We start from the raw sequence: 15609 nt of genomic DNA, 5'->3' as shown, positions 1-15609 counted from the left end.
AAACATAAGAATGAAAACAATTAAGTTTTTAGCAGGTTGTCTGACACTGGTGCTTCTCGGAAGCACCGGTGCAACCGCACAGCAGGATCCTCATTATACACAGTATTTTGACAACATGCTGTTCATCAATCCGGCCTATGCCGGTAGTCGTGGAATGCTGAACATGACGGGAATCCACCGCGAACAGTGGGTAGGATTTGACGGAAGGCCCCGTTCATCCACATTCAGTATTCACTCTCCGCTGTCGTATGAATCCATCGGATTGGGGTTGACTGCTGTCAATGACAACATTGGCCCGATGAACCAGACGATGTTTTACGCCGATGCGTCATATACGGTGAAATTTAAAAATCATCGGGGTAAACTGGCATTTGGTGTGAAAGGAGGGATTAACCTGATCAATATCGGAAGAGAAGGACTGAACACAGATAACCCGAACGATCCGAAATTATTGCAGAATATTCGCAACAACATCAATCCGAATTTCGGGTTTGGAATCTATTACCATACACCCGGTTTTTTCATTGGTGTGAGTACTCCGAAATTACTGGAACGAAGTTATGATGAACTGAGTACAACCAACCTGGAACGTCGCCATTATTTTGCGACTATCGGAGGGGTGATTCGCCTATCGGATAAATGGAAACTCCGCCCGACTTCCTTGTTGAAAATAACAGAGGGAGCTCCGTTGAGCCTGGATCTGACAGCAGCAGCCATTTACAATGAAAAACTGTGGTTGGGAGCAAATTATCGCTTATTGGCTGCGTTTGGAGCATTTGTACAGGTACAGATCACACCGCAGTTCAAAATCGGGGTAGCCAGTGATTTCGGAACACAACGATTGAGAAACTATAACAACGGATCGTTTGAAATCATGCTGTCGTATGACTGTTTGTTCAAAAAAGAAGGGATCCGTTCACCCCGTTATTTCTAATTCTAAAAAACACAGACATAGACATGAAAATAGTTCTATTAGCAATTAGTTGCAGTATTTCAATGGCCCTGTTTGCACAATCGGGTAAATTGAAGAAAGCAGACAGTTATTTCAACCGTTTGTCGTACGCATATGCTGCCGAATTGTATGAAGACCTGATTGGTTCCGAAGTAGACAGCCCGGCATTGAAAAGTAAACTGGCGTTGAGTTACCTGAAAATGGATAACTATACGAAGGCAGTTGATTATTACAGCCAGATGATTGAATCTCCTGAAGCCAGGCTGGAAGATTATTACAATTACGCTTCTGCATTGAAACAGACCGGAAATTACATGGAAAGCGATAAGTGGATGAATAAGTACAGTCAGGCCGCTACAGCAGATATACGGAGCCAATTGTTTTTGACAAATACCGGGTATAAATCCAACATTGAGAAAACTCAGCCGTTTTTTTCATTGGAAAACCTGAGTTTGAATACCGCTGCTGCCGATTTCGGAGGGTATTACAACCCGTCACAGGACAAGATGTATTTTATTACGGCACGGAAAAAACGCGCCTTTGTCAAAAATGAGTGGGCATGGGATGCCAAGCGCTTCCTGGACGTCTACCAGGTGACAGTCGATCAGCAACAGTTGGGAAAACCGAAGCGTGTTTCGAAGGTGAACACCAAGTTTCACGAAGGTCCGCTGGCATTTGCACCCGATGGGAAGACCGTTTATTTTACCCGCAATAACATTGCTTCAGGAAGTAAACGCCGTGACGGACAAAAGATCCAGAACCTGAAGTTGTACAGTGCAACCGTGGATGAACATGGAAAATGGGTCAATGAACAAGAATTTCCTTACAATTCCAAAGACTTTTCTGTCGGACATCCAACGATTTCAAAAGATGGAAAAACGATCTATTTTGTATCGGATAAACCGGGAGGACACGGCGGTGCGGATATTTATAAAGCAGCAATTTTACCGGACGGAACTTTCGGAGAAATGATCAATCTGGGGAAAGAAATCAATACGGAAGGGCAGGAGATGTTCCCGTTTATTGACGGAGAAGGCAGGTTGTTTTTCTCAACAGATGGTCACCCGGGATTGGGAGGATTGGATGTATTTGTTGCGTTGCCGGAAGGAGAGCAATTCGGGAAAATTCACAACCTCGGATTGCCGGTGAATGGTCAGTTTGACGATTTCGCATTCAATTTGTCCAACGATTTAAAGACAGGTTTCCTTTCATCCAATAGGGATGGCGGAAAAGGTGGAGATGACATCTACGCGGTGCAATCGATTCGTCCGTTTGTATTTGGAATTACCATTAAAGGAACTGCAAAAGATAAGAAAGGAGAACTTGTTCCGTTTGCAAAAATTGACCTGAAAGATGACAAAGGAACGGTTATTGAATCAGTTACTGCTGACGAAAACGGGGTATACTCCTTTGAAGCGGAATACGAAAAAAACTATGGGTTGACAGGTACAAAAACAGATTATTTTGACGGAAAGAATCTGGCAAATACGTTCACCAATGAGCAAGTTGTCATTGCAGATGTCATCCTGGAAAAAGATCCTGGTTTGTCGCTGTATGCATTGATCACAGATAAAAAAACAGGATTGCCGCTGGAAGGGGTACAAGTGTACCTGGTGGACAACATGACGGATAAATCGAAAAGGATTGTGACGCCTGTATCCGGTGATTTCCGGGAAGCATTGTTCGGAAAAAAACTCAACGAACGTGGCAGTTACAACCTGGTATTGCAGAAAGAAGGATATTTCTCAAAAACAGTTACCTACAATACCTTGTTTGACAAGCCAGGACAGTACGATATTCATGCGCTTCTGGATCTTGGACTGGATCCGGAGGTAAAAGATTTGTCGGAAATGGTACAGATTAACCCGATTAATTTTGACTTGAACAAGTATGCCATTCGCCCGGATGCAGCAAAAGAGCTGGACAAAATTGTGGATGTGATGAACAAGTACCCAAATATGGTGGTAGAATTAGGATCTCACACAGACTGCCGGGCATCGAAAGCATACAACATGTCATTGTCGGATAAGCGTGCGAAGGCTTCCGCAGAATATATCAAGAAGAAAATTACTAATCCGGAGCGTATTTACGGGAAAGGGTACGGTGAATCGCGTCTGTTGAATGATTGCGCATGTGAAGGAACCGTAAAATCGGATTGTCCGGAAGAAGAGCACGAAAAGAACAGACGAACAGAATTTAAGGTAATCTCTACAGGTGATGATAAGCTGAAAGTGAGCAACACCAGTACAGATAGTTTTTAGTGGTTAGGTTTCGTAAGTTAGCAGCAGAGGAAGGGCATTTGTCCTTCCTTTGTTTTTTTGAATAACTAACGAAACATTAAACGAGTCAATCTTGTTTCTTCCTAATTATTCAAAATTCGTTTAAACCACGATTTTTTTTCAACAACATGATGATTATCTCCTGTGGACTGGTTGAATGATTCTGAATCAGATTGATGTTGCAATGTTGACACAACGAAATTCAGTTCATCCAGTTTTTGTTGAATATCTGGAGTATCTGTCAACCTTAAAATTCCTTCATACGCGTCTTTTAAAAAACCTAGTTCTAAAAGTTGTTCTTCTTTGTCTTCATAAGCTACTGAATCAAGAGCTTCTTCAAAGTCGTGAACTACCGCATAGTATATTTGAACACTGTCTTCGTATTGTTTCACGTTTTCGTAAAACGTACCATATTGAATCATGTCAGCCCCGACATAGCGTTTTTCCAGGTTCATCGTCAACGTTAACTGAGCCTTGACACGCGCCATATCTGCTTTACTTTCATACAATTCTTTTTTGTCAAAGTGCTCAATTAATTCCTGGATATAATCCCTGACGTCAGGTTTTATTAGGTGGGCAGGGGTATGTATGATCTGTCCGTCTACGATCGTATGTGAGGCATTTCTTAACCCGGCTGCTATCTCTGCGATAATCATTTTCGCTACCCGTCTGAACTCCGACAATAATTCCTTATCCCAATTTGATTGTGACAAATGAATGTATAGTTTAACCGATTCGATGATCTCATTGCCAACATCATCAGAATGGATGGTTCGGTCAATCGTTTCAAATTTTTGTCCGTCATACACGAGTGTCCATACAACATAAATTTTTGCTAACCGTTCGTTTTGCTTTACCAGGTTATAAGCAGCTGTATAGGTGTGATTATCAATAAGGGTTAGAATTTCTTTGGTCATTTTTTATTGTTGATTTTTACGGAATACCCCATTCTAAATTAACGAATTATTTTTCATTTTTTGTCATATTTTCCTTTTGATGCTTTCTTGCTTTGCAGATCGGTATTTATGCTTGTATTTTTAGGATAGTCCTTCATTTATCACTCATTCAATTTTACACCATCTTTGTACTCCTCAAAAATCTGATTGTTAGGATCAAATATCGTCCCATTGATATATTGTCCGTTCAGAAACTCGCCTTTAAAATAATAACCGTTTGTAAATTGATAGTGACCCTCACCATTTATTTGATGATTAGAAAAGCCACCTGTATATCTATCTCCGTTTCCTAATTGAAGGTATCCCATTCCCTCAAACATCCCGTTTCGGAACTCACCTTCATAAATATCTCCGATCGTGTACGTCAATTTCCCTTTTCCATGCATCACGTCGTCTTTGAACTCTCCTGTATAAATGCCATCACGTGTTGTCATCGTCCCCATTCCATCTTTTATACTCTTTTTAAAATTTCCTTCATATACATCTCCGTTTGGAGCAGAAAATTTTCCGTACCCGTGAAATTCTCCATTAGATATCTGACCTTGATATTTGGATCCGTCTTCAAATGTAAATATTCCTTTTCCATTCATTTGGTTATTGGAAAATTCTCCTTCATAGACATCTCCTGTTGAATAAGCGAGTTTGCCTACGCCTTCCATGACTCCGTTTTTAAAATCCCCTTGATATTTCCATTCTTGTGCTGCAGTGATATACATTCCTTTCCCGTTTGGTTGTCCGGCAATGAATGTTCCTTCATAAACGCCTCCGTCTGAAAAAGTTATTTTACCATATCCTTCTGCCATTCCATTTTTAAAATCTCCCTCATATTTATCACCATTCGAGAGAGTTGCCTTTCCTTTTCCGTGCTTTTCATTATTCAAATATTCCCCTTCATACAATTCACCGTCAGTAGAGGTGTATTTACCGAAGCCGTTTCGCACATGATTTTTAAAATATCCAGTATATTCTAATTCAGGCGCTTTGTATTTTCCGAATCCGTCAAATTTTCCGTTTTTAAATTCCCCTTCGTATGAGGTGTCTTCAAAAACTAATTTTCCTTGTCCGTTCAGATCTCCATTTTTTACCTCTCCGATATAGGTCGCATATAACGTTTCACCGGAATAGACTTTCAATGTTCCTTTTCCATGAATATAGCCGTTTTTACATTTTCCGTCCCACTCAATACGCGAGTTCTCAACTATGTTAGCATCTACATATTTACATGCTTCCTGATCTTTTCCCAAATTTTGAGCAGATACATTCAACGGACCAATCATGCATATAACCAGAATTATTGAGAGAGTAATATGTTTATAAAATTTCATGTTGTTAGTGTTTTTTATAAGTGTTTATTATGCGCGTCCAGATTCATGCAAATTTATTCATGCTGTAGTTTGCTCCGATGTTTAAATTTTCCTAAAAATCAGATGGTTTAAAAGTAATAAAATTACACGATTGTGGTTCTCACTACCTGAAACCCTGCAGTTTGAACCTGTTTCATTTTTTGGAACTAAAACTGCTTTTTTTTGATTTATTTTATTGATAAACAGTTGTTTAATTATGCGTTAAAGATTCTTGCTTACCAAGGAACAGTACTGATGCCGGCACGTAGATTCAACACCTTTACAAAATAGATGCACGAGTATACATTCAAACGATGTATTTGTACAAAAGGGTTCTAAAAACCTCTATTTAGAGCATTTTAATGACTGTGAGGGGAGGTCAGTTGTTATGAAACTTCAATAATTCAATATTCAGAAAACTACCGCGTCAATACCACATAGTCCTGCAGTACGTTTTGTAAAAACTCCATGCGTTTCGATTGAACAGGTTCAATACCCATCAGTCGTGCTGTTTCATCACAGAGCTCTTTTCCGAATTTGATCGTTTCCGGAGTCGGGTGTTTGCGCAGGCGCAAAATCGTATTTTTGATCAACATCATGTCCTCATCGGTAAAACGAATGACTTGCGGATACTGAACATCGTGTGTATTGGTGTCTTTGATCGAAAGAATATCCTTTAAATTATATGCGTTGCTCCCTTTTGTTTTAATCACAATGGTGTTGGACAAGACGTCAGCGAGGCGTTGCCGGTAGTTTGACAGGCTGATTACAGCGATGGCAACAAGTCCCATCCCAAACCAGACATAGACAAAAATATTGGCACTGATCCAGAGAAAGTCACCTTTGAAAATCCACCGGGTAAAGACTTCTTTCAATTTTGGACGATCACCGTTTAAGGTCACAACCCGGATTCCGACAATGTATTTCCCCAACGTCTGCCCGTGCATAAAGTATTCACACACCGGGTTGTACAAAATCCAGGGAGCTTTGATGAGCAATAACCAAAAGAAATCGGCGTAAGTGTGCACACTGAAAATAAGTGACTCGCCCAAAAAAGCGATCATCACAATGAAATAGACAATGAAAACAGCCATGTCAACAAAGGCAGCGAGTAGACGTTGTCCTGCATTGGCAAGAGAAAACTCTACCGAAACATATTGTGAAGATTCAAAATTTATGGTGCTCATTTGAATGCCTGTTGTTGTGTTGGACGACTAAAATTATCAAATATTTTGGAATCACACTGCCAGAGCTGATTTTTTTCCTCCCTTCAGCTGTTACTTCTATCAAATCATTTTGTGTAACTTTAGCGCAATGAAAAATACCATTGAGATTTACAGGCAGACATTCAGGTACAAGGGACTTGCTGTACTGGTCATTGTTTACAACCTGTTGTTTGTGATTTTTAACCTCATTTCAATGGTACTGTTCATCCCGTTCCTGCAATTGATTTTCCCGGATAGCTCCGATGAAATCGTAACGGTGAGTAAACCTGTTTATGACGGGACATTCTCTGGCGGGATCAGGTATGTTTCCGACTATTACAACTACTTTACCCAAAGCATGGTGGCAGAGAACCCCAAAAATGCACTGTTGTTTGTCTGTTGCTCGGTATTGGTTGCCTTTTTTCTGAAAAATTTATTTCGTTACGGAGCGATCTGGCACCAATCAGAATTGAGAATGGCAGTCGTAAGGGATGTGCGTCAGAATTTGTTTAATAAAGCGATGTCTTTACCATTGTCGTACTACAGTAATGAGCGGAAAGGCGACCTGATGGCACGGATTCAAAGTGATGTTGGTGAAATCGAAATTGCGGTGATTGCTGTCCTTGAACTGTTTTTCAGGGAGCCCATTGCTGTGATTCTGAATGTAGCGGCATTGCTGTACTGGAGCCCGCAGCTTACACTCTTTTCATTTATTTTGCTGCCATTAACAGCATTTGTTATTTCCCGCATCGGGAAGAGTTTAAAGCGAACGGCAGGACAGGAACGGATCGAATTGGGAGTGCTGTTTTCCAAAATGGAAGAAGCATTGGGTGGAATCCGCATTATCAAAGCATTCAATGCGCAGAAATTTATCCGGGAATCATTCGGAAAAACGAACCTGCGCCACCAACAACTCACAACAAAAGCATTCCGAAAACGAGACCTTTCTCCGCCACTGAATGAATTCCTGGCAGTGGTAGTCATGCTGGGGATTGTCTGGTACGGAGGAAGCATGATTCTTGACAACAAGGCCGGTAATGGGTTCGACGGACCACAGTTCATCGGGTTTATTCTGGTTTTCTCTCAATTATTGCGCCCGATTCAGGGGATTGCAACATCTGTAGCCAACCTGAATAAAGCAGAAGCAGCACAGCTGCGCATCAATGAAGTGCTTGATACAGATGAAAAAATTCACGAAGTGGCACATCCGGTTTCCTCGGTAGAATTGCGGGATGGAATCCGGTATGAAAATGTATCGTTTGCTTACAGTGAAGAAGCGGTGTTGAAACAGGTCTCTTTTTTCATTCCTAAAGGAAAAACAGTCGCCCTGGTTGGAGAATCGGGGAGTGGTAAGTCAACTATTTCAGATTTGCTTCCGCGTTTTTATGATGTGCAGTCAGGGGGAATTTTTATCGATGATGTCAACATCCGTGACCTGAAAGTAGATTACCTGCGCAGTAAAATCGGTATTGTGAGCCAGGAATCTATTTTGTTTAACGGAACAGTTGCGGAAAACATTGCGTTCGGAAAACCACATGCTACGCGGGAAGAAATCATAGAGGCAGCCAAAATTGCCAATGCGCACAAATTTATTGAAGAGTTGGAAAACGGGTACGATACCCAGATCGGTGAGCGTGGAAATAAATTGTCAGGCGGGCAAAAGCAACGGGTGAGTATCGCCCGGGCAGTCCTGAAAAATCCGGATATCCTGATCCTGGATGAAGCCACTTCCGCCCTGGATACCGAATCCGAAAAACTGGTGCAGGAAGCGCTTAATAAACTGATGGCAGACAGAACCTCGCTGGTGATTGCACACCGGCTGAGTACCATTCGCAATGCGGACGAAATTATTGTGCTTTCCAAAGGAGAAATCATCGAACGGGGAACCCATGATGAACTGATCGGGAAAGGTGGTACCTACGCGTACCTTTCTTCTTTGCAGGGAATTTCTTAAGGTTTTGTTTTATAAAAAGCGGGGATCAATTTCCGTCACTTCTTAACTGGATACGATTAGACAATCACACGTTCGATGTGCATATCGCCGAACGCGTACGGAATGTAAGCCAGACTTGGAATTTCTTTGGTGATGATAACCGGTGATCTTCTTCCCAATGCTATTTTTCCGTGCGTTTCACTCAATTCCAATGCGGCAGCGGCATTTACTGTCAGAGCGTTGAAGGCTTCTTCGGGTGTCATTTTCATCTTTACACACGCCAGTGACCAGACAAATCCCAGATTTCCGCTCGGTGTTGTTCCCGGATTGAAATCACTTGCCAGTGCCACCGGAAGGTCATTTTCCATCATCCATCGGGCATTTCCGAAGGGGATAGAAATAAAATGAGAACAACTCGGTAAAATCGTCGGTATAGTTGCCGCATTTTTCAAGGCGTCAATGTCTTCCTGCGAAATTTCTTCCAGGTGATCAACAGACACAGCACCCAGTTCAACTGCTTTTTGGATCCCTCCCATGATGGAAAACTGATTGACATGCACTTTTGGTTTTAATCCGATCTTTTTCCCGGCAGTCAATACCTGTTCCATTTGTTCTACGGAGAAGTAATTGCGTTCGCAAAACACGTCGATGTAATCTGCCAGTTGTTCCGCTTCAATCACCGGAAGCATTTCGTTGATGATCAAATCGATGTATCCCTGTTGATTTTCTTTGTACGCTTTCGGAAAAGCATGCGCTCCCAGGAACGTTGCTTTGATGGTGATCGGGAAATGTTCCTTCAATCGCTTGATGACGCGGAGCATTTTGATTTCCGCTTCTACAGTAAGCCCGTACCCGGATTTTATTTCCAGGGCGCCTGTTCCGTAAGAAATGAGCCGTTCAATGCGTTCTTTTGCCGCTTTGAACAGTGCGTCTTCTGATAGTTCTCCCAACCGACGTGCTGAATTTAAAATTCCCCCTCCTTTCAACGCGATCTCTTCATAGGATAATCCTTTGATCCGGTCTACAAATTCTTCTTCCCGACTTTTGGCAAATACCGTATGTGTATGCGCGTCCACAAAAGCAGGCAGCACATACTTTCCTGTTGCATCAATGACTTCCAGATCTCTCCAGTCTGTAACTCCCTGCCAGTCGTCCATCGGACCGTAAGCAACGACTTCACCGTCTTCCAGTGCCAGGAATGCGTTTTCAATCACCGGGAGTATGTGCATGTGAGTTCCTTTGATCACAGCAGGAATTTCTTCACCTGCCTGTACCAAACCTTTGATATTTTTGATGAGGATTTTTTTCATTACGGTTGCATTAAAATGGAGCCCTGCGAAGATACAATCAATTTTCCGTTTTGGAAATGCAATCCATGATTCTTCCGGGATAAAAAACGAATGGTCACCATGAAAATCGTTGATCGCTGATTTTTTTAAAACCAGGGAAAACAAGAAAAAAACTATTTTTGTATGAATGCTAATTGCGCTTATTGTGAATGATTCATTGTATATATCCACTTCTCTTGCTACCATTTTTATCCTGGTATTGTTGGTTTTACTGGTATATATGTTCATCCAGTTGAGAAAAAGCAGAGCAAAACAAGAGAAAATGGAACAGCTGTTTCAGAAATACGAAAGCAGTTATAATAAACTTCATCTGGAAAATCTGGAATCGAAGTTAAACCCGCACTTGTTCAAAAACATCCTGAACTCCATTCAGTCACATGCCTATCAAACTTATTTCGCGATGGACAAATTGGGAAATGTCCTGGATTATATTCTTTACGAAAGCAGAGACAGGTATGTAACACCGCGGGAAGAGATTGATTTTGCACTGAATCTGGTTGAAATCAATAAAATTAAGATCAGTCCGCTATTTGAACTGAAAGTGAAAACGAAGATCGAAGAGGAGGACGCGTTATTCGAACAGCACTTACTGGCTCCGTTAGTGTCGGTTGATTTGATTGAAAATGCATTTAAACACGCGGATCTGCAAAGCCCCAATGCGTTTATATCCATTGTATTTGAATTCCGGGATGGTGTATTCTCAATGACAGTGACCAATAAAATTTCCTCCAAAAACCCGTTGAAAAAAGAAAAGGGAGGCGTCGGCTCCGCTACATTCGAAGAACGGTTGAAAATTATCTACAAAGAAGATTTTAAACTGGAACGGCATACCGAGAATGACATCTATATTGCAAACCTAAAAATTAATTTGCGTGAGTACAAAACTAAGATGCTTGCTGCTGGATGACGAGTTGCCGGGACTGACGTACCTGAAAATGCTGTGCGAACAAATTCCGGACCTGGAAGTTGTAAAGGCATTTGACAATCCTGTGAACCTGCTGCGTGAGTTATCGGATCTGGAGTTTGATCTGTGCATCCTGGATATTGAAATGCCGGAAATGAACGGATTACAGGTGGCCAATCTGCTTCATGGAAAACCGGTTATTTTCACGACAGCATATACGGATCACGCGGCGGAAGCATTCGACATCGATGCCATTGATTATGTCCGGAAGCCAGTGCGGATGGAACGATTACAGCAGGCAGTTGAGAAAGCGAAAATGCGGTTGAATCAGCAGAAAAATAAGAAGAATTTTATTCAATTGAATACCGATAAAGGAAAAGCCATTATTTTCTTCGATCAGCTGGTGTACGTCAAAGCTTCGGAAGTGGATAGCCGGGATAAAATCGCCCGGTTGCAGGACGGCTCTACAATCGTGTTGAAAAATATTTCATTTCAGGCATTAAAAACAGTCCTTCCCGCGGACCGGTTTGTACGTGTAAACAAAAAAGAACTCATTGCACTTAAAATTGTACAGTTGTTTTCGTTTGATGAAATTACAACGAATATTACGGCACCGAACAGTAAAAATCCCTTGCGCTTAATCCTCGGAGAAGTCTACCGGGAAGGATTTTTAAAACGGGTGAAGGTGTAGTTTTTGTTACAATTTTTCTCTTCTTTATTACATTTTACGCGCGATTCATTTCGGGGTCAATTTTTATTTTCTGGCGAGTTTTCATCTTTGTTGAAATAATTTTTTTTCAGATGAATTTTCGCTATTTCCTTTTCTTATTTTTGTTCCTGTTCGGATGGTCAGATGCGTTTGCACAGGAAGCATCTAAAAAAGTTGAAATTGCGGTTTTTGAAGGAATCGTAGTCGCCGGATATGTTGACAGGGGAGCCTATTTGAATTTTTTAGGACCCAATATTAGTTTTACAAAGGGCAAACACAAGGTCGTACTCGGGATGCTGCCTTCTTTGCGATTGAAAGAAGATACGTCCACCCCTAAAAACGCACCTGTGACACCCAACTTAGGTGGAGGAATAACTTATATCTGTAAGAAGATAGCTTTCCAGGTACCATTCTACTACAACGCAAAAACTGCAAGTAGAAACGGGCGCTGGACAATAGGGGTGGGGATAGGATACAAGTTTAAATAAAAGTTTTAAATTAAAATCAGATAGTATATGAGAAGATTTAGAAACAGTTTTTTCTATATCGGTACAATCGGAGGATTTTCAGTATTAATTTACTGGATTCTGATTCTTGGAGCCAAACTGGAGATCGGGAGAGACATCGCGGTCAAGTTAACAGGAAAAGGGCAATGGCAGGATTTCTTAGATACACTGACACATAATTTACAGCATCCGCTGGCACTTTTACTGGCACAGATTGTAACCATTGTATTGGTGGCAAGACTTTTCGGGTGGATTTGCACCAAAATAGGGCAACCGACAGTGATTGGAGAGATGATTGCCGGGATTGTCCTGGGTCCATCATTGGTTGGAATGTATTTCCCCGAATTTTCACAGGCGCTCTTCCCCGAGCAATCGTTGGGAAATCTCCAGTTTTTAAGCCAGATTGGTTTGATCTTGTTTATGTTCATTGTTGGTATGGAGTTGGATTTGAAGGTGTTGAAAAATAAAGCGCACGATGCGGTGGTGATCAGCCATGCCAGCATTATTATACCATTTGCACTGGGAATCGGATTGGCATATTTTGTCTATGATTCCTTTGCTCCCGCAAATGTGAAATTTACCTCGTTTGCACTCTTTGTCGGCATTGCAATGAGTATTACGGCATTTCCCGTTTTGGCTCGGATTGTACAGGAACGGGGAATTCACAAAACACGATTGGGAACCATTGTGATTACATGTGCGGCGGCAGATGATATTACTGCGTGGTGTTTACTTGCTGCAGTGATTGCAATTGTGAAGGCAGGTTCGTTTGTCAGTTCATTATATGTGATCGGTCTTGCCATTGTGTATGTGTTGCTCATGATTAAAGTCGTACGTCCGTTTTTGAAGCGGATCGGCGATTTGTATAGCACCAAAGCAAGTTTGACCAAACCGATTGTTGCCATTTTTTTCCTGGTTTTGATCATCTCTTCCTACGCAACGGAAGTCATCGGAATTCATGCACTGTTCGGAGCATTCATGGCAGGTGCAATCATGCCTGAAAATGCGAAATTCAGACACATTTTTGTGGAAAAGGTAGAAGATGTGGCCCTGGTATTGTTACTGCCTTTGTTCTTTGTATTTACAGGATTGCGGACCGAAATCGGGCTGTTGAATGAATGGTCGTTGTGGAAAATGACGGGAATTATTATCCTGGTAGCGGTTGTCGGGAAGTTTGTCGGGAGTGCCATCGCTGCAAAATTCGTCGGGCAGAGCTGGAAAGACAGCCTGACGATCGGAGCACTGATGAACACCAGAGGATTGATGGAATTGGTGGTTCTCAACATCGGATATGATCTGGGAGTATTGTCTCCGGAAATCTTTGCAATGTTGGTGATTATGGCACTTACAACAACATTTATGACTGGCCCGGCACTGGATGTGATCAACTGGTTCTTTCGGTCTTCTCCGGCAGAAGAGGAAGAGCTCAGTGGGTTGAAGGATGCAGGAAAATATAAGATTCTGTTTTCATTCGGAGAACCGGAATCAGGAAGATCATTGTTCAGGCTGGCCAATTCACTGACCCGAAAGCTGGAAGGAAATGCAGCAATTACAGCAATGCACCTGGCACCGAAAAATGAACTCCATCCGCACGATGACGAAGAATACGAAAAAGAATACTTCACACCGATCACGGATGAGTCAGAACACCTGAATCAAAAGGTGACAACGTTGTTTAAAGTCTCCGGTGGAAGCATTGATGATGAAATTACAAATGTAGCCCACAAAGGAAATTATGACTTATTATTAATCGAATTGGGGCAATCCATCTTTGAAGGAACACTTTTGGGGAAAATTCTGGGCTTTACTACCCGGATCGTCAATCCGGAAACAATTCTGAATACTGTTACCGGGAAGGAAAATATGTTTGATCAATCACCACTGGATGACGATACGCGACTGATTCTTTCGAAATCGCAGATCCCTGTCGGGATTCTGATCGATAAAGGATTTAACCGATCGGATAACGTCTTTGTGCCCATTTTCAGCCCCAAAGATGCACACCTGATTACGTACGCTCAAAAACTGATTCACAATTCCGGTGCACAGGTCGTTATTCTGGATGCTGCCGGTGAGATCAAAAATAATCCGGGAATCAAGGAAGCAATCCGCGCGATTGAGCAGTTTGCACCCAACCATATTTCACTGCTGAATCAACAAACCATTGATAAGAATTTCCTTGCACAACAGGATTTGATGATTATCAGCATTGAGAGTTGGAAAAAATTACTCGATACAAAGAGTATATGGCTTTCCGATATTCCGTCTACCCTGGTGATGGCCGATAAAGTGTAACAATAGACATTTTAGTAATTGCTTTGAACGCTCTTCCGGTTAATGGGAGGGCGTTTTCTATGCATAGATGGGGGCCCTAACTAACGGTGAATTGTTAGTAAAACAAACTGTTTTTTCCGACTTTATTTGAACTAATCCATACTTTTGATAGTATGATTAAGAACAATATAGATATTACCTCCTGCACTACATTTGGTATTGCTGTGAAAGCTGCGCAATTTGCGGTATTTTCGTCTGTTGATGAACTGAAGCTGATTTTGTCTCAAAAAGAAGAAGGTATTCCCTTTATGATTCTCGGAGGTGGGAGTAATGTCTTGTTTACAAAAGATTTTGAAGGACTGATTCTGAAAAATGAAATCCTCGGATTTGAAATTGCAGAAAAGGCAGGGGATAGTGTATATGTGAAGGCAGGGGCAGGAGAAAACTGGCATTCCTTTGTGATCCGAACAATCGGGTTGAACCTCGGTGGATTGGAAAATCTGTCCCTGATTCCCGGGAATGTAGGAGCCAGCCCGATGCAGAATATCGGTGCTTACGGAAGGGAAATAAAGGATGTATTCCACTCCCTGGAAGCCTACCACATCGCAACCGGTGAGATTCATACTTTTTACAACAAAGATTGCGAATTCGGATACAGGGAAAGTGTTTTCAAAAACAAGTACAAAAATCAATACGTTATTTTAAATGTGACATATAAACTTTCCAGGACACACCAACTCAATACAAGTTATGGAGCGATTGAAGAAGAACTGAAAAAACAAGGAATCACTTCTCCGACAATCAAGGATGTCAGCAACGCTGTGATCGCAATCCGAAAGAGTAAATTACCCGATCCGAAAGAAATCGGAAATGCAGGAAGCTTTTTTAAAAATCCTGTTATCGCAATAACGCACTATGAGCAGTTGAAAGCAACGTTTCCCGATATTCCCTCTTATCCTGCGGGAGAAGGAATGATCAAGCTTGCCGCAGGTTGGTTGATTGAACGAGCAGGATGGAAAGGAAAAACATTTGATCAATACGGCGTGCATAAATTACAGGCCTTGGTACTGGTGAACTACGGAGGTGCGAGCGGGAACGAAATTTACCATTTATCCAGGCAAATCATTGAAAGTGTCCGACAGCTGTTCGGGGTAACATTGGAAAGAGAAGTGAATATTATCTGATTGTGTTTGTTGCTG

Annotated in this window: 12 protein-coding genes; 8 read left to right on the top strand and 4 right to left on the bottom strand. The window is 41.7% G+C overall.

Annotated elements, in window-relative coordinates:
• Positions 1-10 precede the first annotated feature (10 nt).
• Positions 11-934, top strand: a complete 924-nt coding sequence (locus H9Y05_RS09620; protein ID WP_163491500.1) for a PorP/SprF family type IX secretion system membrane protein — start codon at positions 11-13, stop codon at positions 932-934.
• 23 nt (positions 935-957) lie between these two features.
• Complete coding sequence (locus tag H9Y05_RS09615; protein ID WP_216714154.1) at positions 958-3213, top strand: OmpA family protein; 2256 nt, start codon at positions 958-960, stop codon at positions 3211-3213.
• A 101-nt stretch (positions 3214-3314) separates the two neighbouring features.
• On the opposite strand, the gene H9Y05_RS09610 is transcribed toward H9Y05_RS09615, so the two are convergent.
• From H9Y05_RS09610 to H9Y05_RS09600, 3 genes are all read right to left on the bottom strand, one after another.
• Positions 3315-4148 carry a hypothetical protein gene (locus tag H9Y05_RS09610; RefSeq protein ID WP_216714153.1) on the bottom strand — a complete coding sequence of 278 codons (834 nt, stop codon included), beginning with the start codon at positions 4146-4148 and terminating at the stop codon, positions 3315-3317.
• Between the two features lie 140 nt (positions 4149-4288).
• Entirely contained in the window at positions 4289-5512 is a 1224-nt protein-coding gene (locus H9Y05_RS09605) for an MORN repeat-containing protein (protein ID WP_216714152.1), read from the bottom strand.
• 437 nt (positions 5513-5949) lie between these two features.
• Positions 5950-6717 carry an RDD family protein gene (locus H9Y05_RS09600; RefSeq protein ID WP_163491494.1) on the bottom strand — a complete coding sequence of 256 codons (768 nt, stop codon included), beginning with the start codon at positions 6715-6717 and terminating at the stop codon, positions 5950-5952.
• Between the two features lie 127 nt (positions 6718-6844).
• Between H9Y05_RS09600 and H9Y05_RS09595 the strand changes: the two genes are divergently transcribed.
• Entirely contained in the window at positions 6845-8689 is a 1845-nt protein-coding gene (locus H9Y05_RS09595) for an ABC transporter ATP-binding protein (protein WP_163491493.1), read from the top strand.
• A 56-nt stretch (positions 8690-8745) separates the two neighbouring features.
• Here the strand turns inward: H9Y05_RS09595 and hutI are convergent, their stop codons facing one another.
• Positions 8746-9978, bottom strand: a complete 1233-nt coding sequence (gene hutI, locus H9Y05_RS09590) for an imidazolonepropionase (RefSeq protein ID WP_216714151.1) — start codon at positions 9976-9978, stop codon at positions 8746-8748.
• Between the two features lie 166 nt (positions 9979-10144).
• On the opposite strand from hutI, the gene H9Y05_RS09585 reads away from it, so the two are divergent.
• From H9Y05_RS09585 to murB, 5 genes are all read left to right on the top strand, one after another.
• A complete protein-coding gene (locus tag H9Y05_RS09585) occupies positions 10145-10924 on the top strand; it encodes a sensor histidine kinase (RefSeq protein ID WP_163491491.1) in 780 nt (259 codons plus the stop codon).
• Positions 10890-11612 carry a LytR/AlgR family response regulator transcription factor gene (locus H9Y05_RS09580; protein ID WP_163491490.1) on the top strand — a complete coding sequence of 241 codons (723 nt, stop codon included), beginning with the start codon at positions 10890-10892 and terminating at the stop codon, positions 11610-11612. Before H9Y05_RS09585 ends, H9Y05_RS09580 begins: the two co-directional genes overlap by 35 nt.
• Positions 11613-11722: 110 nt before the next feature.
• A complete protein-coding gene (locus H9Y05_RS09575; RefSeq protein WP_216714150.1) occupies positions 11723-12118 on the top strand; it encodes a hypothetical protein in 396 nt (131 codons plus the stop codon).
• A gap of 27 nt (positions 12119-12145) precedes the next feature.
• Positions 12146-14431 (top strand): cation:proton antiporter domain-containing protein, encoded by a 2286-nt coding sequence (locus tag H9Y05_RS09570; RefSeq protein ID WP_163491488.1) that lies wholly within the window; start codon positions 12146-12148, stop codon positions 14429-14431.
• 152 nt (positions 14432-14583) lie between these two features.
• Complete coding sequence (gene murB / locus H9Y05_RS09565; RefSeq protein WP_216714149.1) at positions 14584-15594, top strand: UDP-N-acetylmuramate dehydrogenase; 1011 nt, start codon at positions 14584-14586, stop codon at positions 15592-15594.
• The last annotated feature ends 15 nt before the right edge of the window (positions 15595-15609 follow it).

Source organism: Taishania pollutisoli (assembly GCF_014518315.1).
GTDB classification, from domain to species: Bacteria; Bacteroidota; Bacteroidia; order Flavobacteriales_D; family Crocinitomicaceae; genus Taishania; species Taishania pollutisoli.
Note: the sequence above shows the minus strand (reverse complement) of the source record. Positions and strands in the feature narration are given on the sequence as shown.